We start from the raw sequence: 24,886 nt of genomic DNA on the forward strand, positions 1-24,886 counted from the left end.
ACGTGGATAGACTGACGGGCAAGCGCGCGATCGTGACCGGCGCCGGCCAGGGGATCGGGCGCGCGGCGGCCGAGCTGTTCGCCGCAGAGGGCGCCGAGGTACTCGCGCTCGATCGCAACGCGGACGCGCTGGCGGATCTTGCCGGATGCACGCCGTACGTCATCGACCTGACCGATCGCGCCGCGATCCGGGCATTTGCCGAAAGTGCGGGTGCCGAAAGTGCAGGGGGGGTCGACGTGCTGTTCAACTGCGCGGGCTATGTCGATGCGGGCGTGCTGCTGGAGACGGGCGACGCGGGGTACGACCTGTCGTTCGACCTCAACGTCCATGCGATCACGCACATGCTGACCGCGCTGCTGCCGGCGATGATCGCACGCGGCGGCGGGTCGATCGTCAACATGTCGTCGGTGGCGGGCGCGGTGATCGGAGTCGGCAACCGCTACGCCTATTGCGCGTCGAAGGCGGCGGTGGCGGGGATCACGCGGTCGGTGGCACTCGATTATGTCGCCAAGGGCATTCGCTGCAACGCGATCTGCCCGGGGACGGTCCAGTCGCCGTCGCTCGACGAGCGGCTCGCGGCGACCGGCGACGAGGCCGCGGCGCGCGCCGCGTTCGTCGCGCGGCAGCCGATGGGGCGGCTCGGCAAGGCCGACGAGGTGGCGGCGCTCGCGCTGTATCTCGCGTCCGACGAAAGCGCCTATACCACTGGGCAGTTGCACGTGATCGACGGCGGCTGGTGCATGGCCTGATGCGATGGTGACGATCGCCTCGACGCTCGATTTTCAGCGCGCCGCCAAGGCGCGGCTGCCGCGCTTCCTGTTCGATTATGCGGACGGCGGCGCCTATGCCGAGCAGACCTTGCGTCGCAACACCGCGGATCTCGGCGACATCGCGCTGCGCCAGCGGGTGTTGCAGGACGTGGCGACGATCGATCTGTCGACCACGCTGTTCGGTCGCGAAATGCCGCTGCCGGTGGCACTCGCGCCGATCGGGATCGGCGGCATGTACCGCCGCCGCGGCGAGACGCAGGCGGCGCGGGCGGCCAATGCGCGCGGCCTGCCGTTCACGCTGTCGACCGTCGGGTTGTGCGGGATCGACGAGGTCCGCCGCGCCACCGACGGGCCATTGTGGTTCCAGCTCTACGTCCTGCGCGACCGCGGCTTCATGCGCGACCTGATCGCGAACGCCAGGGCGGCGGGGGCGGAGGCGCTGGTGTTCACGGTCGACATGCCGGTGCCGGGCGCGCGCTATCGTGACGCGCATTCGGGCATGTCGGGGCCGCACGCGCCGCTGCGCCGGCTGTTGCAGGCGATGGGACGGCCGGGCTGGGCGTGGGATGTGGGCCTACGCGGGCGGCCGCACCGGCTTGGCAATCTGGAGCCGGTGCTCGGCAAGGCGAGCGGGATGAACGATTACATGGGCTGGCTCGGCGCGAATTTCGATCCGTCGATCCAGTGGCGCGATCTCGACTGGATCCGCGCCGCATGGGACGGTCCGCTGATCATCAAGGGGATCCTCGACCCCGACGACGCGCGCGCTGCCGCCGATGTCGGGGCCGACGGGATCGTCGTCTCCAATCATGGCGGGCGGCAGCTCGACGGCGTGTTGTCGACCGCCCGCGCGTTGCCGCCGATCGCCGACGCGGTCGGCGACCGGTTGACCGTGCTGGCGGATTCGGGCGTGCGCTCGGGGCTCGACGTGGTGCGGATGCTTGCGCTGGGGGCGCACGGCGTCCTGCTCGGCCGTGCCTGGCTCTATGCGCTGGCCGCGCGCGGCGAGGCGGGCGTGGCACAATTGCTCGACCTGATCGAAAAGGAAATGCGCGTCGCGATGACGCTCACCGGCGTCAACACGATCGCCAAGATCAATCGCTCTATTCTGGTTTCTGCAAAGGATAATCTATGAAACTCTGTCGCTATGGTGCCCCCGGACAGGAACAGCCGGGCCTGATCGATGCCGACGGCCGCCTGCGCGCGCTGACCGGTCATGCCGACATCACCCGCGAGACGCTGGCGCCGGACGTGCTGGCAATGCTGGCCGCGATCGACCCCGCGACGCTGCCGCTGGTCGAGGGAACGCCGCGCTACGGTGTGCCGGTATCGGGCACGCAAAAGTTCGTCGCGATCGGCCTGAACTATGCCGATCACGCCGCCGAATCGAACCTGCCGATCCCGTCGGAGCCGGTCGTGTTCAACAAATGGGTCAGCTGTCTGCAAGGCGCGAACGATCCGGTCGTCATCCCGCGCGATTCCGAGAAGACCGACTGGGAAGTCGAACTGGGCATCGTCATCGGCACGCGCGCCGACTATGTCGAAACCGCCGACGCGCTGGCGCATGTCGCGGGCTACTGCGTGGTCAACGACGTGTCCGAGCGCCACTGGCAGCTCGAGCGCGGCGCGACTTGGGACAAGGGCAAGGGCTTTCCGACCTTCGGCCCGGTCGGCCCGTGGCTCGTCACCGCCGACGAGGTGGGCGATCCGCAGACCCTGTCGATGTGGCTCGACGTCAACGGCAAGCGGATGCAGGACGGCAGCACGAAGACGATGATCTTCTCGGTCGCCGAGATCGTCGCCTATTGCTCGCAAATCATGACGCTGGAACCCGGCGACATCATCACGACCGGTACGCCGCCGGGCGTCGGCATGGGCCAGAAGCCCGAGCCCTGGTATCTGAAGGCGGGCGACGTCGTCACGCTCGGTATCGAGAAACTGGGCGAGCAGCGCCAGGACTTCGTCGCCTGGCAGCCGCGGCGCTGAGATGACCCGGCCGCCGTTCGTCGATGCGCATCTCCACCTCTGGGACAGGGATGGCTTGCGCTATCCTTGGCTCGACACGGTGGAGACCGCGCCGATCGCGGCGACCTATACGGTTGCGCACCACCGCGCGGCGGCGGCGACGTGGAACCTCGTCGGCGCGGTGCATATCGACGCCGGCGCACACCGCGACGACGGCGAGCGCGAGACCGACTGGCTCAACGCCGTCGCCGACGCGCACGGCTTGCCCGATGCGATCATCGCGCGCGTCGAACTCGACGATCCCGACGTCGAGGCGCTGCTCGCCCGGCAGGCCGCGCGACCCCGCGTCCGCGGCATCCGCCATCTCGTCAACTGGCACCCCGATGCCGTGCGGCAAGCCTATCCGCGCGACCTGACGATCGATCCGGCGTGGCGACGCGGCTTCGGGTTGCTCGCCGAACACGGGCTCAGCTACGATTTCCACGGGTTCCCCGCGCAGCTGCCCGGGCTGGTCGCGATCGCCGCCGCGCACCCGAGCGTGCCCGTCATCGTCAACCATCTGGGCCTGCCGATCCCCGGCGACGGGCTCGACCAGTGGCGCGCCGGGGTGACCGCGCTCGCGGCGATGCCGCAGGTGTCGATCAAGCTGTCGGGCGCCGGTTTCATCCACGCGCCGTTCGACCCCGCCGCCTTTGCCGACATCGTCGCCGAAGTGATCGACCTGTTCGGCACGCGGCGCGTGATGGTCGCGACCAATTTCCCCACCGACCGCCTGTTCGCGACTCTCGACGAGACGCTGGGGGCCTATGAGACCCTGCTGGCGAATCGCAGCGACGACGAGCGTGCCGACCTGTGGGGCCGCAACGCCAACCGTATCTATCGACTGGACCTCGACCTTTGACCCATATTCCCCACCGGCCGATCGGCCGCACCGCGCTGTCGGTGCCCGAACTCGGCTTCGGTGCCGCCTCGCTCGGGAATCTCTACGCGCCCGTCGCCGACGCCGATGCGCGCGCTGCGATCGATGCCGCGCTCGCCGCGGGTCTGCGCTATGTCGACACCGCGCCGCATTATGGTCGCGGGCTCTCCGAACGCCGTGTCGGCGACGCGGTGCGGTTGCAGCCGGATACCGTCGTTTCGACCAAGGTCGGCCGGTTGATGGATCCGGACGCGTCGGTCATCGACCACAGCGAACGCGACGGCTTCCGCTCGCCGATGCCGTTCCGCATGCGCTACGACTATACGCATGACGGCATCCTGCGCAGTCACGAGCACAGCCTGCAGCGGATGGGCGTCGCGCAGGTCGACCTGCTCTATGTCCACGATATCGGGCAGTACACGCATGGCGATGCCGCGGACGGCTATTGGCAGCAGTTGACCAGCGGCGGCGGACTGAAGGCGCTCGACCGGTTACGCGAGGAGGGCACGATCGCGGGCTTCGGCATCGGCGTCAACGAGATCCAGGTCTGTCTCGATGTGATGGCCAAGGCGCGGCTCGACGCGATCCTGCTCGCCGGGCGCTATACGTTGCTCGAACAGGCGGCGCTCGATGCGCTGTTTCCGGCCTGCGCGGCAGCGGGCACGTCGATCGTCATCGGCGGCCCGTACAACAGCGGCATCCTGGCAACCGGCACGCGGCGCGGCGGCACGGTCCATTATGACTACGGCCCCGCGCCCGAGCCCGTGCTGACGCGCGTGCGCGGTATCGAGGCGGTCGCCGATCGTCACGGCGTCGCTCTACCCGCCGCGGCGCTCGCGTTCGTGCTCGCGCATCCGCTCGTCGCCAGCGTCATTCCGGGCATCGGCAGCGCCGCGCGCGTGACGCAGACCGTCGACCTCTATCACGCCGTCATCCCGGCGGCGTTCTGGGACGAGTTGCGCGGCGAGGGGCTGCTGCGCCCCGATGCGCCGGTGCCGGGGGGCGCGGCATGACCGCCGCCGCAATCCGCCTGTCGCCCAGCGACAATGTCGCAGTCGCCTGCCGCAACCTGACCCCCGGCGAGACGATTGCGGTCGAGGGTGTCGCACTGGCCATCACCGAAAAGGTCGATCTCGGTCATAAGATCGCGCTCTCGTACTTGAAAATGAGCGACAAGATCATCAAATACGGGATGCCGATTGGCTCGGCCACGGCGGACGTGCCGGCGGGCGGCTGGGTGCACATGCACAACATGCAAAGCGACTATATCCCCGCGCATCTGCGTGACGCGGCAGGAGATCACTCATGAACGACATGACGATGCAAGCATGGCTGCGCGCCGATGGTCGCAAGGGCATCCGCGACGCCATCGTGGTCGTGTATCTGGTCGAATGCGCGCATCACGTCGCGCGGCGGATCGTCGACAAGATCGACGATCCGTGCGTCCAGCTGATCGGTTTTCCGGGCTGCTATCCCAACGATTATGCGCTGGCGATGATGAAGGCGCTGACGACGCACCCCAATGTCGGCGGGGTCGTGTTGCTGTCGCTGGGCTGCGAAAGCTTCAACCGCGAATTGCTCGGTGCGAACGCGAGGGAGCAGGGCCGTCCGGTCGAGACGGTGGTGATCCAGCAGGTCGGCGGCACCGGCCCGGCGATCGCGGCGGGTATGGCTGCGGTCGAGCGCGTCCGCGCCGAGGCCGATGCGCGCGCGCGCCTCGTGCCGATGGCGATGTCCGAACTCGTGATCGGCACGATCTGCGGCGGGTCGGACGGGACCAGCGGGATCACCGGCAACCCTGCGGTCGGCCGCGCCTTCGACACGTTGATTGATGCGGGTGCTGCGTGCATCTTCGAGGAAACCGGCGAGATGATCGGCTGCGAAGGCCATATGGCAAGCCGCGCCGCGACGCCGGAAGTCGCGGACGCGCTGATCGCCTCGGTCCACAAGGCCGAGATCTATTACCGCGCGATGGGCTATGGCAGCTTTGCGCCCGGCAATGCCGAGGGCGGGCTCTCGAGCCAGGAAGAGAAGTCCGCCGGCGCCTATGCCAAATCGGGGAGCCGTCCGATCGACGGCGTGATCGATCCGGCCGAACTGGTGCCGGGGCCCGGCCTCTACCTGCTCGACGTGGTGCCGCCGGGCGATCCCAAGTTCGGCTTCCCCAACATCGTCGACAATGCCGAGATCGGTGAACTGATGGCAAGCGGCGCGCATATCAACCTGTTCGTCACCGGGCGCGGCTCGGTGGTTGGCTCGGCGATCTCGCCGGTGGTGAAGATCTGCGCCAATCCCGACACCTATCGTCGGATGGCCGACGATATGGATGTCGACGCGGGCCGCATCCTCGAAGGGCGTGGCTCGCTCGACGAGGTCGGTGCCGAGATCGTCGATCTCATCACGGCAGTCGCAAACGGCGCGCAGACCAAGTCTGAAGCGCTCGGGCATTCCGAGTTCATCCTGACGTACAAGGCGTCCGCACCGGCGCGCCCGTCGGAATGTCGATGATGGCGAGCGGCGGATCGAGGTCGGCATCTGCCGCCCCGATCCGGCGTGATGTCCTTTACAAAAAAGCACCATCAGGCTCTGCGCATCTTCTCGCACGGACTTCTGCGATCGAGGCGGGCGGACCCCGTCTCCCGGCGACTTTATTACCCGTTCAGCCCGAAGCGGCGGCAATGTTCGAGATAGCCGACCTCATGGGCACCGGCCATCGCGACGACGGCCTGCCACAGCCATGACGGCGCATCGATGCCGTCGTCGCGGGCGGTCAGCGTTTCGCGCCATGTCAGTCTGGCGCTGTCGCTGAGCTGTCGCGCGTGCGCCTGGCCCACGACGAACGACAGATAGGATGCGGCGGCGACGGCTTCCTTCCGGCTGAACTGGGCAACTTCGATCTTGAGGTCCTGCGGCGCCAGTTCGCGCAGGAACACGGGCTTCCCCATGAGGTCCGCCGCAATCATTCGCTGCCCGAGGTTTGGCGACAATGCCCTCGCCCCTGCGAGTACGCGTTCGCCGGGGTCAGCCGGCATCGTCATTTTGCCCGCCACCGGTACGACAGAGGCGACCGCCTCCTTGATATCGACCAGCGCCAGTCGTTCCTCCTTTGCCTTCCCACTCGAAATGCCGATCAGTACCGCGAACCGGAGGTTCCCGAGCGAGCTGCACCCCTTGCGCCAATAGGCGGCGTCGACGACGCGAAGCCTCCCGTCGCCGACCACTCCGGCGAGCTCCATGCACCGGGCACGAATGGCTTGATCGGCGAACAGCGCGGCAATTACCGTCTTTTCCGCGCTTGCGAGCTTCCAGAAGCGCTTGTTGTGCGGGATGACGGGCTTGACGTCTTCGAGGCGATCCTTCGCCAGATGCCGCCACCGTCTGCCGATCGCCTCGCGCTTCACGGACCGGACGACGTCGGGTTCGCGCGGATCGTCGTCGATTGTCGGGGTCAGCGCGCGGCTATACCCGTCGATCATCGCCTCGATCATCTGCGCGGTCGTGACGCCGGGCAGGTCCGAACTCCGCGCCGCGGTCTCCAGCGACAGCCCGAGGCGGATCAGGTCGTAGGCAGGGTTGGAGATGACCGTCTGATCCAGATCGCGGATCTGAATGTCGACGCGGTGATCGGCATCGGCCACGGGGCCAAGATTGCCGAGATGGCAGTCGCCGCAAATCCATACCGGCGGGCCTTCCGGAATGCGCGCAGCGACGAGGGACTCTTCAAGCCATTCGTAGAATTGCGCGGTATTGCCGCGGACATACGCGTGGACCGATCGCGCCATCTTGAGCGAGCGGGTGCGCAAAAGCGCAGCCGCGCGTTCGTCGGGAGCTACGGCCATGGACATGCTTTCAAGGGAGGAAGGGGAGGGACGGCGTTCGCCTCGCAATGCGAATTGCGCACCTACGAGGACCGCTGCGCCCACGCAATCGCCAGGCTGGCCGCGGCGTCTATCCACGCCGTCGCGACGGAGGATCGGCGAAGGCACCGCCATTCACGATGCCGTCAATTGCGACGACCGCTAGAGATCGGCCTTGATCTCCGTAATCTGCGTGTCCGAGAGCCCCGGTTTTTCCGCACCCAGATATTGCAGGAGTTCGCCGATCTCGTCCGGCCCGAACTCGAGGTCGAGATCGTCCATCCGTATGAACATCGCGCGCTGTCTGTCGGCAGACTGCGCGGCGACGATCGCGACGCACTCCTCGAGCGTTCCCCTTCCGATGTCCGCGGGGCTGGGGTCACCGGACGCCGTGACCGGGACAATGCTGGCCGGTTCGCTCAAGGGGTAGGTCGTCATCGTCGTAGATCCCGTCGTCTGGGTACATCGGGTGGCGCCCGCTGCCGGCGGGCGCCACAGGTGGTTCAGGCGTCTTCGGCCTCGATGTTGACGCTCGTCTCGGCGAGCTTCGTCATATATTCGTCGCCGCCATAGATGTCCTTGGTCGCCGCGTTGAGCTTCTTGTGGTCATCCTTCAGGCCCAGCGCCTTGGCATAAGCCGCGGCCGTGCCGAACCCGGCGATCCCGTAATGCGTCATCCGCTGATACTGCGCGATGATCATCACATCGAGCAGCGGACCCTTGTCGGGGCCTTCCTCGAGCACATGCTTGGTGGCTTCGGCGACGAGGCCCTCCATGCCCTTGCAATGCTCCTTCGAGACCTTTTCGTCATTCGAGGCAATCAGTGCCTTCAGGAGTTCGGTGTGCATCTCGATGTCCGCCTGCGACTTGGTAAGCATGTCCTTCAGCGACGCGTCGCTCGCCTTGGTCGTGATCTTCTTCAGGACCTTTTTCATCTGGTCGTTCGCCGACCACAGGTCCTTCAGCTCGTCGGTGTAGATGTCCTTGAGATCTTCGGGTGCAGACATGGGATCGTCCTCTGGACGCCGCCGGGCGGAATGCCCGGCGGTTGATTTTGACATGCGCGGATCGGACCGGGCGGGATTACGGGCGCAGCACGACCTTGATCACGCCGTCCTGCTTGTCGCGGAACTTCTGGTACATCTCGGGCGCATCCTCGAGGCTTGCGGGGTGCGTGACGACGAAGCTCGGGTCGATATCGCCAGCCCCGATCCGCGCGAGCAGCGGCTTGGTATAGGCCTGGACGTGCGTCTGGCCGGTCTTGATCGTCAGACCCTTGTTCATCATCGCGCCGATCGGGATCTTGTCGCCCATCCCGACATAGACGCCGGGGATCGACACGGTCCCGCCCATCCGGCAGCTCATGATCGCCTCGCGCAGGACATGGACACGGTCGGTGGCGAGGAATGTCGCGGCCTTGACCTTATCGATGACCGCATCGATCGCACCATGACCCGAAGCCTCTGCACCGACCGCGTCGATGCAGCTGTCCGGACCGCGACCCTTGGTGCGGAACTGGAGCTCGTCATACACGCTGTCGACCTCGGCAAAGTTGATCGTCTCGGCACCGCCCGCCTCGGCCATCGCCAGGCGCTCGGGCACTTCGTCGATCGCGATCACGCGGCCTGCGCCGAGCATCAGCGCCGAGCGGATCGCGAACTGGCCGACCGGGCCGCAGCCCCAGATCGCCACGGTATCGCCTTCTTCGATATTGGCATTCTCGGCGGCCATATAGCCGGTCGGGAAGATGTCGGAGAGGAACAGCGCCTGATCGTCCGTGACGTTGTCGGGCACCTTGATCGGGCCGATATCGGCCATTGGCACGCGCAGATATTCCGCTTGGCCGCCGCAATAGCCGCCCAGCATGTGGCTGAACCCGAACAGACCGGCGGGCGAATGGCCCATCGCCTTGATCGCGAGTTCGGCATTCGGATTGGTCCGCTCGCACGCCGAGAACAATCCCTTGCGGCAAAAGAAGCAATCGCCGCAGCTGATCGTGAACGGCACGACGACGCGGTCGCCGATCTTCAGGTTGGTAACTTCCGATCCGAGTGCGACGACGACGCCCATATTCTCATGCCCGAGAATATCGCCTGCCTGCATTGTCGGCTGGTAGCCGTCGAGCAGATGAAGATCGGACCCGCAGATCGCGCAGGCCGAGACCTTGATGATTGCATCGCGTGGATGCTTGATCTCGGGATCTGCAACGGTATCGACTCGAACATCGCCTTTTCCATGCCAAACCAGTGCGCGCATCAGAAAGTCTCCGTCTTGAAATCGGGGTAAGTTACTTGCACCCATACAAGTGCCAGCGCGTTCGGTGATCAGTGATCGTCGAATGACAAATCTATCACCTCAGGCGACATCGGACGTTACCTGCAAGTACTGCAGGACCTCGATGTGCTGTGTTTACCCCGTCTTGTTGTAGTCGGATAAGATAGCGATCTTACCTGCGGTATCGTTCCAGCAAAAATCCCGATAACGGGCGATTATATTTTGCATTGATAGATATCAGTATCGATCGCCTGAAGATAAATTGGGCTGCGAGATAAAGGTCCCTATTTTGCAAGGACTTGCGGTGACGCCGATCTGGCTTCCGAAGCGCCGGACAGTTTGACGCGACAATTTGCGCTTCTGGAGGGCGACGGCAAAGCCGGCTCCGCGACATGCGAGATTAGTGAAGACGGGGACCATTCGGCGAACCGGTCGTTAGGACGGTACCGCCCACTGCCGACGCTGTTCGAACGCGACGACCTCCACGGGCCTCGACGTTCTGGCGTGCGGCGGCAGGCCTTTGGACCCGGGATAATGTCATGCAGATCAAAGCCATTCTCTTCGATATCGACGGTACGCTGGTCGATACCAACGACATGCACGTCCTTGCATGGGAGGAGGCTTTCGCGCGCGTGGGGGCGTCGTTCGATCGCCAGGTGATCCACGACCAGATCGGCAAGGGCACCGACATGCTCGTGCCGACGCTCCTGCCCGACGCCGACGACGACCAGCAGGAAGAGCTCGGCGACACGCACGGTGCGATCTTCAAGGCGCAATACCTCGAGACCGCCAAGCCGTTCGCAAAGGCGCACGACCTGTTGGCGCATACGCATGGTCTGGATCAGCAGGTCGTGCTGGCGTCCTCGGCCTCGCAAGGTGAACTCGACCACTATATCGGCCTGCTGAACGCGCGCGACCTGGTCTCCGCGACGACGAGCAGCGACGACGTCGAGAAGACCAAGCCCGCGCCGGATATCTTCGCAACCGCGCTCGAGAAATTGCCGGGGATAGATCCGTCGGAGGTCATCGTCGTCGGCGACACGCCCTATGATATCGAGGCGGCGGCGAAGTGCGGGATCGCCGCGGTCGCCGTCCGGTCGGGCAAGTTCGAGGACGCACAACTTCAGGCAGCAGGCGCGGTCGCGATCTATGACGACGTCGCGGCCTTGCTCGCCGGCTATGCAACCTCACCGCTGGGACGCTGATTGACACGGCGTCGTGCCGGCCGGTCGCGGCGCCACCCCGGCGGACCGGCTATCGCGTGCGTACGCTGCGCAGCAGGGCGTAACCGAGAAGCCCCGAGACAAAGGATCCGGCGAGCACGCCGACCTTTGCCTCTGCCTGCAGGATCGGGCTGGTCGGGAAGGCCAGCAGGGTGATGAAGATGCTCATCGTAAAGCCGATCCCGCACAGCAATGCGACACCGAGCAGCTGCCGCTTTCCGGCGTGAGCGGGCATGTCCGCGAGGCCCAGCCGAACCGCCAGCATCGAAAAGCCGAAGACGCCCGTCACCTTGCCGAGCAGCAGCCCCAGCGAGACGCCAAGCGTGACAGGCGCAACAAGCGCCTCGGCCGGGAGCGTCAGTACAGGTACACCGGCATTGGCGAGGCCGAAGATCGGCACGACGATAAAGCCGACGGGGAGGTGCAGGGCGTGTTCGAGCGTATGCAGCGGGCTATCCGCGTCCCCGTCCGGACGACCGGGCGTGCATCGCATCGGGATGGTAAGTGCGACGATCACGCCGGCCAGCGTTGCGTGGATGCCCGAACGGAATACCAGCACCCAGAGGATCGCCCCCACCAGCAGATATGGCGTGAGGCGTCGCACGCCGAGCCGGTTGAGCCCTATGAGGACGCCGGTCGCGGCAACCGCCCCGGCAAGGTCGGGTATCGACAACTTCGCCGTATAGAACAGCGCGATGATCACCACCGCGCCGAGGTCGTCTATGATCGCGAGCGCGGCCAGAAACACCCGCAGCGATGCGGGGACGCGTGTCCCGAGCAGCGCGATCACGCCGAGCGCGAACGCTATGTCGGTGGCGGCAGGAATAGCCCAGCCGGCCGCGGTCGGGCCGCGATTGAGCGCGAGATAGACCAGCGCCGGCACTATCATGCCGCCCGCAGCCGCTATCCCGGGAAGCACCCGACGCGGCCATGTCGAAAGCTGACCGTCGAGCATCTCGCGTTTGATCTCGAGCCCGACGAGCAGGAAGAATACCGCCATCAGCGCGTCGTTGATCCAGTGCCCGATCGACAGCGGCCCGACATAGGCGTGGAGGATCGTGTCGTAGCTGGGCCCGACCGGCGAGTTGGCAAGGACGAGCGCCAGCACGGCCGCGCCCATCAGCACCAGGCCGGCCGAGGACTGGCTTTCGAGAAAACGGCGAATGGCACTTGGCGTGATGCGCGGCGCGTGGCCCATCGTGACGATCTCCGGACACAGGTTGTCGGCACTGGCGGCCCGACCAGCGTGGAAAACCTGCCCGCATCAACGCGAACACCCGATAGCCTTATCGCATCCTATCCAGTGCCGGACAACCGCGTCGCAGGACTTTTCAGACGCAGCGGCGGCGCTCGGAATGGCGTGAGGGAATCAGGACCCGCCGGTGCCCTCCGGCGGCACAGGAGACGCCGCGGTCGAAGAGCCGCGTTGTTCGACGTGATGACCCCTTGCATCGGGCAGCATGATGTCCGCGAAGTTCTTCCGGATATAGTCGAGCTTGGGATCGATGTACCGCTGGCAGAACGGTCTGTTCGGGTCGGTTCGGTAATAGTCTTGATACCGCGCGTCGGATGGCTTGAAGCCGACGAACGGACATACGCGCGTCCGGGCGGGCTCGTCCGTTTCCCGTGCATAGCGAGCGACCGTCCGTGCAGCCTCGTCACGCTGGCTCGCATCGAAGATGTAGATCGCGCTCCGATACCGTCCGCCGGGCGAATAGGTCCCGTTTGCGGAATGGGTCCTCAGGTGAACCTCTGCCAATGTTGCCAGGCCGATGACGCGGGGATCGAACGTGACGATGACGCCTTCCGCCCAGGCGTCGGACGGCGCTTCCGACCGGACGAAGCCCTGGTCGACGCTGACGACGCCGCGCAATGCCTGGAAGACGCCCTCGGTGCACCAATGGCACCCACCGCCAAAACCGATCTTCTCCACAGGCATTCTCCAGCGCCACCGACTGCGCACATCGTCGAGCTGGTGACATGGCGACGCCGCTCGTCGCTTGCAAAGCCGACGCGGGAATGGGCCGCTCGCGCCTGCGGTCAGGCGGTCACGCCGTGCCCCGACCGACTGCTATTGGGCGACGCCCCGACCTGGCGAGCAACACCCGATGATGGTCAGACGGTGCAGGTCCGGACCGCCTGCGCGAGTGCCGTCAGCGGATCACCGACCGGCACGAACTCATGCGCGAAAAAGCCCTGGAAGCCGACATCGGCAACGCTGCGCGCCACCGCATTCCAGTTCACCTCCTGCGTGTCGTCGAGGTTATGGCGCCCCGGAACCCCGCCGGTATGGAAATGGCCGATCCACTGAATATTCTTCCGGATCGTGTCGATCACGTCGCCTTCCATGATCTGCATATGGTAGATGTCGTAGAGCAGCTTGACGCGCGGCGAGGCGACCGCCCTGGCGACGCGCACGCCCCAGGCGGTATGGTCGGCCATATAGTCGGCGTGGTCGACCTTGCTGTTGAGCAGCTCGATGCAGATCGTCACGCCATGATCCTCGGCGATCCGCTTGACCCGGTTCAGCCCCGCAATGGCGTTGTCGGCGCCTTCCTCGTCGGACATGCCGCGGCGATTGCCCGAAAAGGCGATCACATTGGGTACGCCCGCCTTGGCCGCTTGCGGGATGCCGATGCGGAACGCCTGTTCGATCGCCGCGTGGTTTTCACGCCGGTTCAGACCGTTGGGGATCGTCATGATGTCGGCGGCATAGCCCATCGTGCAGCGCAATCCATGCCGGCGCGGCACCTCGTAATCCGCGGGCTCCAGCAGATCGATGCCCTGGAGCCCGATGCGCGCGGCGGCGGCGCACAACGTATCAAGCGGGATATTCTGGTAGCACCAGCGGCTTACGGACTGCTTCAGCCGGCCGCGACGCGCAGGCGCCGCGGCCATCCCCGCGGTCGCGCACAAAGCGAGAGAAGAAGCGATGGCGGTGCGACGTGTGATCATGCCGCCACAGTAATCCACAAGGCCGTGGCGGCAAGGTGTATTGCTATCGAACGCCGCCGCCCGCGGCCGGGTCTCCCCATGCATCGATGCGAAAGGCGAGCGGGGGGCGCGTTTGCCAATGACGACGCACAGACACCCGCGACCTTTGCTGCAACCCTAGTCGCGCGCGCTCGATCCGTGTAACCGGGAGGTACGGATCCTCAGGTCGAGCGTGTTGCTCAAGCCGGGACCCCGAGTCCGGAGCTACCGACATAGCACGCAAACCGAATTACGACTTTGAGCGCCGCGAGCGCGAAATGGCAAAGGCTTCGGGCTCCGCCAAAAAGGCGCAGGCCAAGGTCGACAAGCGGGCGGCTGAACAGAAGGTGCCGGACGCGGATGAGCCCGGCGGATCGTAAGTCGGCTGACGCGATGATCAACTTGTCCGATCCCACGCTCGCGCAGCTCGGCTGGAAGCCCTTCTTCAGCGATCAGGTCTCCGCCGAGCAGAGCCTTGCCTACCAGCCCGTTCGCGTCATGTCGGTCCACCGCGGACGGGTGACCATAGCCGGGGAAGGGGTCGAGGACTCGATTTCCTCGATCGGGCATGTGCAGAAAGGGCCGGAAGACCGACCGACCGTCGGCGACTGGTTGCTGATCGACCGGACGACGCGGAGCCTCGTGCGCATTCTCGACCGGACGAGCCTGTTCAAAAGGCCCGCACCGGGCGACGATCGCCGGATCCAGCTTATCGCCGCGAACGTCGATACGCTGTTCATCGTCACCGCCTGCGACCAGGACTTCAACGTGGCGCGTATCGAACGCTATCTCGTGCTCGCGCGCGAGGCTGGCGTCCGGCCCGTGGTCGTGCTCACGAAAGCCGACCTGTTGCCGGCCCCCGAGCATCTGGTCGAAGCGGCCCGCGCGCTCCAGTCGGGACTGCGGGTGGAGCTGGTCGACGGGCGCGATCTGACGAGCGCCGCGCACCTCGCGGAATATTGCGGTCTTGGCGAAACGGTCGGGGTGGTGGGATCGTCGGGCGTCGGCAAGTCCACGCTCGTCAACACGCTGAAGGGATCCGACAGCATCGCGACGCAGGCGGTCCGCGAGAACGACGGCAAGGGCCGGCACACGACCACCGTCCGCGAGATGCACCGCGTTGCCGGTCATGCGGGCGAGGGCGGCTGGCTCGTCGACACGCCCGGGATGCGCGAGATCCAGATGTCCGAAGTGGCCTCGGGCGTCGACGAGGTCTTCGACGATGTCACGGCGGTGACGCTCGAGTGCCGGTTCGCGAACTGCGTCCATGCCGACGAGCCCGGATGCGCGATCCGTGCCGCGATCGCGGCGGGAACGCTCGATCCCGCGCGCGTCGAACGGTGGCGCAAGCTCGCCGAGGAGGATGCGGCGAACAGCGGCACCGCGGCGGGGCGTCGCTCGCGCGCTGGAAAGACCCGAAAACGGCGATGACGATTGCCGCATCCGGGCTCTCGGACACGGGGTGGTGCACGCCTAGGCCTGCCAAGCGCGGGTGCCGCTAGAGCATCATCACCGATGCATGACGGCGTGGCGAAGCGTCAGCCCTGATACCGCAGCGTGTTGGCGAACCCATCATTCGCCTTGGTCATCTTGGCGATCTTCCGGAGGTTGGCGCGGACGTACCGCTCGAACCGGCGGTCGTCATGGATGCCCGTCGTCCGATATTCCTCCTGCACGAGCAATGTCTTGATCCGCGCCGCGAACCCCGCCTGGTCGTCGGTATGTCCCGACGTCTTCAGACTTTGGCAGACCCATTCCTCGGCGGCCGCCTTGTCATAATCGTCCTGCGCCGCATAACCGCGCCTGTCCGCTGCGGCCTGCTCCAGCCTTGCGGCATCGACACGGCTCTCCAGCCATTTGCGCACCAGCGCGCCATCCCATGCTTTCGACACTGCGTTCATCATGCTTCCAACCCTGACCGCACACCGCCTAGCTGAAAGCCGGGCATTTGGACACGCCTAGGAGAAAAGCAGACCGCTCGTGCCACGAACCGTTGCGAAGCGGCAAGAGGCACCTCAGCCCGCAGACTCGCGGCGCGGAAGCGTCCAGCCGGGGCGGACGAAGTGGCAGGTATAGCCGTTCGGCTTGCGCTCGAGATAATCCTGATGCTCGGGTTCGGCCTCCCAAAAGTCGCCGACCGGGGAGAGTTCGGTGACGACCTTGCCCGGCCAGAGGCCCGATGCGTCGACGTCGCCGATCGTCTCTTGGGCGACCGCCTTCTGGCGTTCGTCGGTGTAGAAGATCGCCGACCGATAGCTGACGCCGCGGTCGTTGCCCTGCCGGTTGGGGGTGGTCGGATCGTGGATCTGGAAGAAAAATTCGAGCAATGTCCGGAAGTCGGTGCGGGCAGGGTCGAACACGATCTCGATTGCCTCGGCATGCGTGCCGTGATTGCGATATGTCGCGTTGGCGACCGTACCGCCCGAATAGCCGACGCGCGTCGACACCACGCCCGGCAACGCGCGGATCAGATCCTGCATGCCCCAGAAACACCCGCCGGCGAGAACCGCGCGCTCGGTATCGGCGGGGACGTCCTCGACCTGGTCGAGATACGCGGCATAGCCTTGCTCCGCCATCGCGGCGCGCGGGACGAACCGCAATGCCGCCGAGTTGATGCAGTAGCGCAGCCCGCCGCGGCTGCGCGGGCCGTCCTTGAAGACATGGCCGAGATGGCTGTCCGCGTGGGTCGAGCGGATCTCGGTGCGCGGGATGAGCATCGACCAGTCCCGCTTCGCGGTCACGCTCGCGGGGTCGATGGGCCTGGCGAAACTGGGCCAGCCGCAACCGGAATCATATTTGTCGGCGCTCGCGAACAGCGGTTCGCCAGACACGATGTCGACGTAAATCCCTGCGGCCTTGGTGTTGAGCAGTGCGCCGGTTCCGGGACGCTCGGTGGCGTTCTGCTGGGTCACGCGGAACTGCTCGGGGGTCAGCGCGGCGACTGCGGCGTCGGTCTTGCGATAGCTGGTCATGGGAAAACTCCGTTGACCTGCATGTGGTTAGGCCGCGTCGATATGTCGAGGCGACCGATCCATCGTCTTGAGAGCAGCGCCGATCGGGTCGCCACACGCCGCTTCCTGCCCCCGGCTCAGACCCTGGTCCAGCGGTGCCTAGCGATCACCGATCGCATGGAGGATGCGATACGCCGCCTCCACGTCGCGCTCGACGACCGCGGCGGTAAAACGTTCGATGATCGTGCGCAGGCGACCGGTCGGCGCTGTCGCCGTGGTCAGAAGCGGGCCGTCGATCAACCGGCTTCCCCACTCCACGCCGAGCCGCTGCATTTCGTCATCCGCGCCGACGACGATCGAGGGGAAGGGGAGGGTCAATTTGGGCGACGCAAAACTCTGACGACCGCGGCCTGCGCCTTCGGGGGCCACCAGCAATGCGCCGGAGACGTTTGCCGTATAGGATCTCGGCGACAGGCGCGCCCACCATGCGGCGGCCGCGCATGCGGTTCCCTGCGCCAGAAGCATGACGGCACGGTCTGACATCGACACCGCGGCATCGATGCGCGCCGCCATCGCGTTTCGCTCCGCCACGGTACGGCCGCGAACCGCGATCTGCTGCATCTCGCCAAACCGCGGAAATTCGCGGAACCGGTCGAAGATCGACACGGCGTTCTCGGGGACGAGCGCGATGAGGTTCAGCCGTCGGCTATCCAAAACAGCAACAGACACAATGCGGTCTCCCGTTCCTTGAGCGCGCATGCTGTCGCTTCCCGGTCGACGGCGCAATGCGGTTGGCCCGATACGCGGCAGGCCGTTCTCTCGCGGCTTTCGACCGATCCCGGGGGGCGCGGTGCGGCCACCGCAGTACCGGACACCAGCGGCGACAGGATGCCGACAATGCCGAAGCCGACGTTGAGCGTGCGCGCCCGACCGGTGCAACGTCGCGAAGCGTGACGCCGCGCTCAGTCGCGGCGCATGAAGATCCAGTAGCCGCCCGTGCTCGCGGACTGGATCCGCACGGTCAGCTCGCGGTCGCGATCCTCGAAGTCGCCGACATGGCTGAACTCCAGGTCGAGTTTGCCCGACGCCCGGGCACGCTCGACGCGACCGCGAAAGTCGGCATTGTCCATGCACGGCGCGATCTGGCTGAAGAAGTCGAGTCCGATCCGGTCATGATCGCCGGAGCCCGACAGATGCCGCTCCGCCGCGCTGTAATATTCGACCTTGCCGTCGTCGCCGAGACGTATCGCGCCAAAGGGTAGCGTATCGACCGCCTCGCTCGGAAGCGCCTCGATCGCCATCGCGAGGCGCGGTGCGTCGAAATCGGGTAGTTCGCACGCGTCGATCACGATCATTCCTCCACAGCCTCACGCTCGATGACGACGGCCCCGACGATATGATCGACCGCAACGCCGTCGGACGAGAAGGGGAGCAGCAGTCGCTCGAACGTTTCGCGATACCCGTCGCCAAGGTCGATGCGGGCATGTTCGTACGAGGGCTTCCCGGTCAGCGCGCAGCGGCGATAGGCAGCTTCGCGCGCCGCCAGCGCGTCATTGCCGCTGACGGGCATGTCGGCCACGTCGATGCCGTCCGGTACCGCATCGCGCAGGGTGTTGCCGACCAGCGTGAAGGTGAAGTCGATCGGCACCTTCCCGAGGTCGATCCGCGCGACGACGATCCGGTGTGGCTCGCTGCACGCGGTGATCGCGAAGGCGTCGAACAACGGTACGGTCAGGGCCCCGCGGACGGCGCGCCAATGGTCGAGCAACGACCGCGTGCAGTCCGATTTCAGCCGCAACGCGAGCCGATCGAGCCGCTCGGCATCCGATGCGCGGCGATCGCGTGCGATGAGGATACGCCGCAATGCATAATGCAGGACCGCCGGACTGAAAGGCTTCTGCACCACCGTCTCGCCGGTGAGAGCGGCGTCATTGGTGATGCCCGTCATGAACACGCACGGGATGTCGGGTCCCGACGCGCGCACCCGCGCGACCAGATCGATCCCCGTCATGTCGGGCATCGCGACATCGGTGACGAGCGCATCGACGCCACGTGTTCGCAACACGTCGAGGGCTGCGCGCGCGTCGTGGGCCACCACCACGTCGAACCCCTCGTCTGCCAGCCCCTCGGCGATCATCGCGCACAATTCGTCGTCGTCGTCGACCAGCAGCACCGTCTCGAACGCGCGCCCGGCCACGTCGCTGCTTGTGTCCTCGCTCGCCAGACTCGCAGCCGACACGCCCCGATCGACCGCGCGCGGCAGGTAGATCGAAAAGGTCGTTCCCTGGCCAAGCCGGCTCTCGATCCGGAGCGCACCGCCGGATTGCTCGACGAAGCGCTGCACCATGGCGAGGCCAAGCCCGGTTCCCTTGCCGCGCTCCTTCGTCGTGAAGAATGGCTCCGTAATCCGTTGCAGCGTATCGCTTGACATGCCGGGGCCGTCATCGGCCACGACGATCCGAATGGCGTCCTGCCCTGAGAGCTCGAGCGGATGATCCGCCGCGGCTGCCGCGCAGTTGCTCACCGCAATCCGCAGATGGCCTACGCCATTCATCGCGTCGCTGGCATTGTTGGCGAGATTGAGCAATGCGGATTGCAGCTGCGTCGGATCGGCATGGACGGGCCAGAGCCCGGTGTCGCATTCGAGCGTGAGCGCCACGGTCCCGCGCATGCCATGCTTGATAAGGTCGGAGATCTCGCCGATCGCCCCGGCCAGATCGATGTGCTGCGCGACGACGTCTTCCTGCCGCGCGAACGCGAGAAGCTGCCGGACGAGCGCCGCCCCGCGCTCGGCGGCACGTTGCCCCATCGTCGCAATCTGCTGGATGCGCGGGTCGTCGTTGCGGTTCTGGATGATCGTGAACCCGCCGATCACGGCACCGAGGATGTTGTTGAAGTCGTGCGCAACGCCCGAGGTGAGCTGGCCTAGCGCTTCGAGCTTCTGGCTTTGCAACTGCGCCGCCTGTACCGCCTCGCGTCGCTCGATCTCGGTGGCGAGGCGTTCGTTGGCGAGGTTGAGCGCCGCGGTGCGCGCGCGCACGCGCCGTTCGAGGTCGGTGGTCAGATCACGGAGCTCGGCCTCGCGTTCTGCGAGGATGTGCGTCCAGTCTTCGCGCTCGGTGAGATCGTAGAAATAGCACACGACGCCGTACCGCCCGTCGAGCAGGCTCACGCGCTCGATCCGCCAGTCATACGCCTCGCGCGCTTCGACGTCGGCGCGCTGCTCGGACGTCGGTCCCGCCTGATAGGCGATGCCGGTGTCGAGCGTCCGTCGGAAGTGGCCGATCGCTTCGCTGGCAAATGGCTCGGGCCAGACAGAACGGAGGATGTCGGCGAAATCGCGCCCGATCAGCGGACGGACATTTGCGAACACCGTCTGCGCGCCCCGGCTGACCACGCGCAGCGTGAAGTCGGCATCGACCAGATACACCCCGAAAGGATTGTTCGCGATCAACGCCTCGAACGTCTCGACTTGGCGGCGAAGCCGGTGTTCCTCGGCTTTCGCCTGCGTGACGTCGCGCATGACGGATACGAACCCCGTGACCGCGCCGCGTTCGTCGCGCGTCGCGAATGTCGAGCGTTGCACGTCGATGATGGCGCCGGTCCTGACATTGGCGAGCTGCATGTCGCCCCTCCAGACGCCGTCCCGCCGCGCGGTCGGCACCACGACCTCGTCGACAAGATGGCGCTGGTCCGGAACGACGTAATCGGTCAGCCGCATCGGGAAGATGTCGGCGTCCTCGATCCCGATCAGGCGGCGGCCCGCGGGGTTGAGATAGACCAGCCGGCCCCCGGCATCGCACAGGCCGATCAGGTCGCCGGTATATTCCGCCATCTGGAGCAGCGCGGCATTTCCTCGCGGCACGACGTCGATCGACTCGGCGCGCCGCGCCTTGGCGAGAGGCTCGACCGTGGAACCATGGCCGTCGTTGACATCTTCCACCAGAAGACCCCTGTGGGCTGCATCGATACCGATGCGTAACAATAAGCACATCGCCCGGATTAGCGCCATATCGGAGGCGAATTTAAACCGGAATACGATGCGTTTACGTCGCGTATTGGGCACGGCGTATCGATGCCCGATCGCGCGGATCCGGCGGCATTCGCGGCGTCACGACGGACGTTATTCGGTGCTGTCGCGTGCGCATCGGCATGCAGGCCTGCCGGACCGGTCGCCCCCGAGCGATGCTGCAATCGCGCTCAGCAGCGCGGCGTCGCCGGTCGTGCGGTCGAGCACCCGGTCGCCGTGGCGTTCGGCGGCGCGGAGCAGCGCTGTCGAAGGCATGCTGCCGTCGAGCAGGATCGCCGTTCCCCGCCAACCCGAAGCGCGCAATGCCTCGACCACGTCGATGCCGGCCCCCGGCGATCCGTCGGTATCGACGACGATGCACGGAACGGCACGCGATCGCGGATCCGCCAGCACCGCCGCACCCGTGGCATAGGAGCGGACGTCGTACTGCTCCGACAGCAGCATGATCTGGCGCGCGCGTCGCACGCTCGGATCGCCTTCGACGAGCATGACGCCGATGCCGTCATGCGCTGGGGGTGTTTCCTCGGTCATCGCAGCGTCCTCTTCCAAGACCCTGGATGGCAGCGGCGCGGCGTGGCGTCTGTACGTAGTAGGCGAGGGCGCGGCGCGTCAGGCGCGATCGGCGGGGTCGCCCAGCCCGGCGGCGAAGGCGATGCGCAGCACGTCCGACAGGCTGCGCGCCGAAAGCTTTTCCATCAGGTTGGCGCGGTGGACCTCGACCGTACGCGTCGCGATCGACAGGTCGTACGCGATCAGCTTGTTGGGCCGACCGAGCACCATGCCGTCGAGCACGTCGCGTTCCCGCTGCGTCAGCGCGGCAAGCCGGACGACCGCGTCCGCCGCGGTCAGATCGCCGCGGTCGGCGCGCGCCGCCTGCGCGAGTGCAGTCTCGATCGCGCCGATCAACACGGTGCGTTCGAACGGCTTTTCGAGGAACTCGACCGCGCCTGCCTTGATCGCGCGCACCGCGAGCGTGACGTCGCCGTGCCCCGTCAGCATGATCACCGGGAGCGCGATGCCCGTCTCGGCAAGGCACGCCTGCACCGCGAGGCCGTCGAGATCGGGCATCCGGACGTCGAGCAGCACGCAGCCCCGCGTCTCGCGCGTGACCGCCTTCAGGAAAAGCGTGCCCGAGGGATAGGTCTCGACCGTATAACCGGCCTTGCGCAACAGGAAGCCGACCGACTGGCGGATCGCCTCGTCGTCGTCGACGATATGGACGGTGCGGCGTTGGTCAGTCATCGGTGTCGGTGTCCTGGCCCCGCGCGAGGGGCACGGTGAAGTGGAAGGCGGTGCCGCCGGTGGCGATGCCCTCGGCCCAGATCCGTCCGCCATGCGCCTCGACGATCGTCCGGCAGATCGACAGGCCGAGCCCCATGCCGTCCTCCTTGGTGGTCGCGAACGCTTCGAACAGGCGCGCGCGCACCGCGGCGTCGATCCCGGTGCCGGTGTCCGCGACGGTAATCTGCATAGAGCCGTCGCCTTCGCGCGCGGTGGCGATCGTCAGCACCTTGTCGGGCGAGCCCGCCATCGACTGGATCGCATTGCGGATCAGGTTGACGAGCACCTGCTGGATCTGGATGCGATCGACCAGCACGATCGCGCCGCCCGGTGCGACGCGCGTGCAGACTGCAATACCCGCCTCGTGCGCGCCGAGCAGGCCAAGGCTGGTCGCTTCTTCGACGAGCAGGTCGAGCGGTTCGTCGCGGAACCCGGTATCGCGGCCATCGACGAACGCGCGAAGCCGCCGGACGATCGTCCCCGCGCGCAACGACTGCGCCGCCGCCAGGTCCAGCGCCTCGGCAATGTCGGTCAGCAGCGCATTGCCATCGTCGCCGATGATCGCACGCGCCGCCTCCAGATAATTGGCGATCGCGGTCAGCGGCTGGTTGATCTCGTGCGCGAGCGTCGAGGCCATCGTTCCCATCGCACTGACGCGCGAGACGTGGACGAGTTCGGATTGAAGCTCCTGCACGCGGCGTTCGGTCGCGCGGCGATGCGTCAGATCGCGGATGAAGCCGGTAAAGATCCGCTCGCCGGCAATCGACGCCTCGCCGACCGCGAGCTCGATCGGAAAGATCTCGCCGCCGTTGCGCATCGCGTTCTCGAGCCGGACATTGCCGATCACGTGACGCTCGCCCGTCCGGCGATAGGTGTGCAGATGCCGGTCGTGCGCGCGCGCCTCGGACTGCGGCATCAGCATCGCCACGTTCTGCCCGATCACGTCGCTGGCGGCGTAGCCGAAGACCAGCTCGGCCGCGGCGCTGAACGAGGCGACGATGCCATGCTCGTTCATCACGATCATCGCGTCGGGGACGGTGTTCAGGATCGAGCGCAAGTGATGCTCGCGCCGCACGATCGCGGCCTCGGCCGCCTTTTCGTGCGTGATGTCGCGGATGACCTTGCCGAACCCGCGCAGCGCACCCGCATCGTCGTGAAGCGCGGTGATCGTGACGGCGGCGAGGAATTCGGAGCCGTCCTTGCGGACCCGCCAGCTTTCTTCCTCGATCCGTCCGCAGGCGTGCGCGCGGGCAAGGTCGGCCTCGGGTTTGCCCGCGGCGATATCGTCGGCGGGGTAGAAGATCGCGAAGTCGCGGCCGATGATCTCCGCCTCGGCCCAGCCCTTGATCCGCTCGGCGCCGCGATTCCAGATCGTCACGCGCCCCTGAGGATCGAGCATGTAGATCGCATAGGTCGTTGCACCGTCGATCAGCAGCCCGAGTTCCTCCGCCAGCGTCGCATCGCCGCGCGCGACGGTTCCGGCGCTGTCGTGCTCCTGCTGCGACCGGGGCGCGTTCATGCGGGTGATACGGTTGCTCGTGGCACGGAGCGGCAAGTCATTGCGCGATGGGCCCTGTTCGGCGAACGGTTGCGATCTGTCGGGGATCGAGGTCTCGACCGCCGACATCGCGACAGGATACACGCTAGGCGAATTACGCACTATACGCCAACACTCCCTCGATCGCCGTGATCGCGAACAGGATCGTACCGCCGATACTTAGTCTTGGATTTAGTATCGCAAATGCTTTCAGATACTTGCGGCTTGCGAGGCGGGTCATCGCCTAGTGCGACAGCAGCGTGCAGCGCCGGTCGCGCAACAGCAGGTCGCGAGTGACGCGGCCGAACGCCCATTCGCGGATCCGGCTGTGGCCGTACGCGCCGGCGACGACAAGGTCCGCCCCGACCTCGTCGGCGAGCGCCGTGAGCGTGTCGGTGCTCGAGCGCTTCGGCCGCGAGACGATCTTATCGGCCGCGATGCCGTGGCGCGCGAGCCAGCCGGCAACCTCGTCGATCGCCGCGCGTGCGTCGAGTGCATCGATCGCGACTTCGGCGATCACGACCCGCTCGGCGAGTCTGAGCATCGGCAGCGCATCGCTGATCGCGCGGCGGCATTCGCGCGTGTCGGTCCAGGCGACCATGATGGTCGAGAAGGTCGCCGTGGCACCGCTGTCGGGAACGACGAGCACCGGGCGGCCCGCACGCAGGATCAGGTCGCCCGTATCCGCATGCGTCGCGAGATCGGCGAATCCCGGCCCCGCGCTGGTGATGACCAGATCGGCGGCGCGCGCATGCCGCGCGACGACGTGCGCGATGTTGGACAGCGTCGGGATCGAGCGCCATTCGAGGACATGCCGCGCAAGACGGTGATGCGCCTCGAACTCGGTCTTCGCGCGCGCGAGTTCGTCGGCGACGATCTCGCGCTCGATCACCGCATAGTCGCCGCCGAGATAGTCGTCGCCCATCGCGAACGGGACCGGGCGGCATGCGGCGACTCCGATCACCGCGGCGTCATGCCGGTCGGCGAGCGTCGCGGCGACATCGAGCAGGGCGGCGTTTCGGCGTCCGCCATCGAGATGCACCAGCAGCGTTGGATAGGTCATGCGCGGTCTCCCTCTTGGACGTCCATCGTCGGCGATCGGGCGC

25 protein-coding genes are annotated in these 24,886 nt (G+C 66.4%); 9 read left to right on the top strand and 16 right to left on the bottom strand.

Translation table 11 applies throughout. The features are described from left to right. Positions 1-2 precede the first annotated feature (2 nt). From ASE72_RS13780 to ASE72_RS13810, 7 genes are read left to right on the top strand one after another with little or no spacing between them, the layout of a single operon-like run. Positions 3-749: an SDR family oxidoreductase gene (locus ASE72_RS13780; RefSeq protein WP_056022525.1), complete on the top strand. Its 747-nt coding sequence runs from the start codon at positions 3-5 to the stop codon at positions 747-749. Between the two features lie 7 nt (positions 750-756). Next, positions 757-1,905 carry an FMN-dependent L-lactate dehydrogenase LldD gene (gene lldD / locus ASE72_RS13785; protein WP_056024095.1) on the top strand — a complete coding sequence of 383 codons (1,149 nt, stop codon included), beginning with the start codon at positions 757-759 and terminating at the stop codon, positions 1,903-1,905. Further along, positions 1,902-2,756: a fumarylacetoacetate hydrolase family protein gene (locus ASE72_RS13790; protein WP_056022534.1), complete on the top strand. Its 855-nt coding sequence runs from the start codon at positions 1,902-1,904 to the stop codon at positions 2,754-2,756. The genes lldD and ASE72_RS13790 overlap by 4 nt, the downstream gene beginning before the upstream one ends. Before the next feature lies 1 nt (position 2,757). Further along, positions 2,758-3,636 (top strand): amidohydrolase family protein, encoded by an 879-nt coding sequence (locus ASE72_RS13795; RefSeq protein WP_056022537.1) that lies wholly within the window; start codon positions 2,758-2,760, stop codon positions 3,634-3,636. Then, positions 3,633-4,667 (top strand): aldo/keto reductase, encoded by a 1,035-nt coding sequence (locus ASE72_RS13800; RefSeq protein ID WP_056022540.1) that lies wholly within the window; start codon positions 3,633-3,635, stop codon positions 4,665-4,667. Before ASE72_RS13795 ends, ASE72_RS13800 begins: the two co-directional genes overlap by 4 nt. Then, entirely contained in the window at positions 4,664-4,963 is a 300-nt protein-coding gene (locus tag ASE72_RS13805; protein ID WP_056022543.1) for a UxaA family hydrolase, read from the top strand. The genes ASE72_RS13800 and ASE72_RS13805 overlap by 4 nt, the downstream gene beginning before the upstream one ends. Next, positions 4,960-6,162, top strand: a complete 1,203-nt coding sequence (locus ASE72_RS13810; protein WP_200916296.1) for a UxaA family hydrolase — start codon at positions 4,960-4,962, stop codon at positions 6,160-6,162. Before ASE72_RS13805 ends, ASE72_RS13810 begins: the two co-directional genes overlap by 4 nt. A 143-nt stretch (positions 6,163-6,305) precedes the next feature. Here the strand turns inward: ASE72_RS13810 and ASE72_RS13815 are convergent, their stop codons facing one another. From ASE72_RS13815 to ASE72_RS13830, 4 genes are all read right to left on the bottom strand, one after another. Then, positions 6,306-7,493, bottom strand: a complete 1,188-nt coding sequence (locus ASE72_RS13815) for a DUF2252 family protein (protein ID WP_200916298.1) — start codon at positions 7,491-7,493, stop codon at positions 6,306-6,308. A 180-nt stretch (positions 7,494-7,673) separates the two neighbouring features. Continuing rightward, positions 7,674-7,949 (bottom strand): hypothetical protein, encoded by a 276-nt coding sequence (locus ASE72_RS13820; RefSeq protein WP_056022547.1) that lies wholly within the window; start codon positions 7,947-7,949, stop codon positions 7,674-7,676. Positions 7,950-8,014: 65 nt separating this feature from the next. Then, positions 8,015-8,518 carry a ferritin-like domain-containing protein gene (locus ASE72_RS13825; RefSeq protein WP_056022549.1) on the bottom strand — a complete coding sequence of 168 codons (504 nt, stop codon included), beginning with the start codon at positions 8,516-8,518 and terminating at the stop codon, positions 8,015-8,017. A 76-nt stretch (positions 8,519-8,594) separates the two neighbouring features. Then, positions 8,595-9,767: a zinc-dependent alcohol dehydrogenase gene (locus ASE72_RS13830; RefSeq protein ID WP_056022552.1), complete on the bottom strand. Its 1,173-nt coding sequence runs from the start codon at positions 9,765-9,767 to the stop codon at positions 8,595-8,597. Positions 9,768-10,324: 557 nt separating this feature from the next. On the opposite strand from ASE72_RS13830, the gene ASE72_RS13835 reads away from it, so the two are divergent. Next, positions 10,325-10,990, top strand: a complete 666-nt coding sequence (locus ASE72_RS13835) for an HAD family hydrolase (protein ID WP_056022556.1) — start codon at positions 10,325-10,327, stop codon at positions 10,988-10,990. Between the two features lie 49 nt (positions 10,991-11,039). Here ASE72_RS13835 and nhaA read toward each other — a convergent pair whose 3' ends face one another. From nhaA to ASE72_RS13850, 3 genes are all read right to left on the bottom strand, one after another. Then, positions 11,040-12,206, bottom strand: coding sequence for a Na+/H+ antiporter NhaA (gene nhaA, locus ASE72_RS13840; RefSeq protein ID WP_056022558.1), 1,167 nt, complete (start codon positions 12,204-12,206; stop codon positions 11,040-11,042). Positions 12,207-12,377: 171 nt separating this feature from the next. After that, entirely contained in the window at positions 12,378-12,947 is a 570-nt protein-coding gene (locus ASE72_RS13845; RefSeq protein ID WP_082446067.1) for a peptide-methionine (S)-S-oxide reductase, read from the bottom strand. 176 nt (positions 12,948-13,123) lie between these two features. Beyond that, positions 13,124-13,963, bottom strand: coding sequence for a hydroxypyruvate isomerase family protein (locus tag ASE72_RS13850; RefSeq protein WP_056022563.1), 840 nt, complete (start codon positions 13,961-13,963; stop codon positions 13,124-13,126). Positions 13,964-14,374: 411 nt separating this feature from the next. Here ASE72_RS13850 and rsgA point away from each other — a divergent pair, with 411 nt between their 5' ends. Beyond that, entirely contained in the window at positions 14,375-15,412 is a 1,038-nt protein-coding gene (rsgA, locus tag ASE72_RS13855; protein ID WP_082446070.1) for a ribosome small subunit-dependent GTPase A, read from the top strand. A 107-nt stretch (positions 15,413-15,519) separates the two neighbouring features. On the opposite strand, the gene ASE72_RS13860 is transcribed toward rsgA, so the two are convergent. From ASE72_RS13860 to ASE72_RS13900, 9 genes are all read right to left on the bottom strand, one after another. Then, positions 15,520-15,885 carry a hypothetical protein gene (locus ASE72_RS13860; protein WP_443024775.1) on the bottom strand — a complete coding sequence of 122 codons (366 nt, stop codon included), beginning with the start codon at positions 15,883-15,885 and terminating at the stop codon, positions 15,520-15,522. A gap of 111 nt (positions 15,886-15,996) precedes the next feature. Then, positions 15,997-16,953, bottom strand: a complete 957-nt coding sequence (locus ASE72_RS19725; RefSeq protein WP_082446071.1) for a bifunctional methionine sulfoxide reductase B/A protein — start codon at positions 16,951-16,953, stop codon at positions 15,997-15,999. 138 nt (positions 16,954-17,091) lie between these two features. Beyond that, complete coding sequence (locus ASE72_RS13870; RefSeq protein ID WP_082446072.1) at positions 17,092-17,691, bottom strand: alpha/beta hydrolase; 600 nt, start codon at positions 17,689-17,691, stop codon at positions 17,092-17,094. Between the two features lie 203 nt (positions 17,692-17,894). Continuing rightward, positions 17,895-18,287: a hypothetical protein gene (locus ASE72_RS13875; RefSeq protein WP_056022570.1), complete on the bottom strand. Its 393-nt coding sequence runs from the start codon at positions 18,285-18,287 to the stop codon at positions 17,895-17,897. Beyond that, complete coding sequence (locus ASE72_RS13880) at positions 18,284-20,875, bottom strand: ATP-binding protein (protein WP_056022573.1); 2,592 nt, start codon at positions 20,873-20,875, stop codon at positions 18,284-18,286. The genes ASE72_RS13875 and ASE72_RS13880 overlap by 4 nt, the downstream gene beginning before the upstream one ends. Before the next feature lie 180 nt (positions 20,876-21,055). Further along, a complete protein-coding gene (locus ASE72_RS13885; RefSeq protein WP_056022575.1) occupies positions 21,056-21,493 on the bottom strand; it encodes a response regulator in 438 nt (145 codons plus the stop codon). Positions 21,494-21,571: 78 nt separating this feature from the next. Next, the gene (locus ASE72_RS13890) at positions 21,572-22,204 is read right to left on the bottom strand and encodes a response regulator transcription factor (protein WP_056022578.1); all 633 of its coding nucleotides are present in this window, start codon (positions 22,202-22,204) and stop codon (positions 21,572-21,574) included. Then, positions 22,197-23,762 (bottom strand): PAS domain-containing sensor histidine kinase, encoded by a 1,566-nt coding sequence (locus tag ASE72_RS13895; RefSeq protein WP_200916300.1) that lies wholly within the window; start codon positions 23,760-23,762, stop codon positions 22,197-22,199. Before ASE72_RS13895 ends, ASE72_RS13890 begins: the two co-directional genes overlap by 8 nt. Before the next feature lie 262 nt (positions 23,763-24,024). Continuing rightward, entirely contained in the window at positions 24,025-24,843 is an 819-nt protein-coding gene (locus ASE72_RS13900) for a universal stress protein (protein ID WP_056022581.1), read from the bottom strand. Positions 24,844-24,886 lie beyond the last annotated feature (43 nt).

The sequence above is a fragment of the Sphingomonas sp. Leaf20 genome, from assembly GCF_001421535.1.
In the GTDB taxonomy this organism is placed as follows: Bacteria; Pseudomonadota; Alphaproteobacteria; order Sphingomonadales; family Sphingomonadaceae; genus Sphingomonas.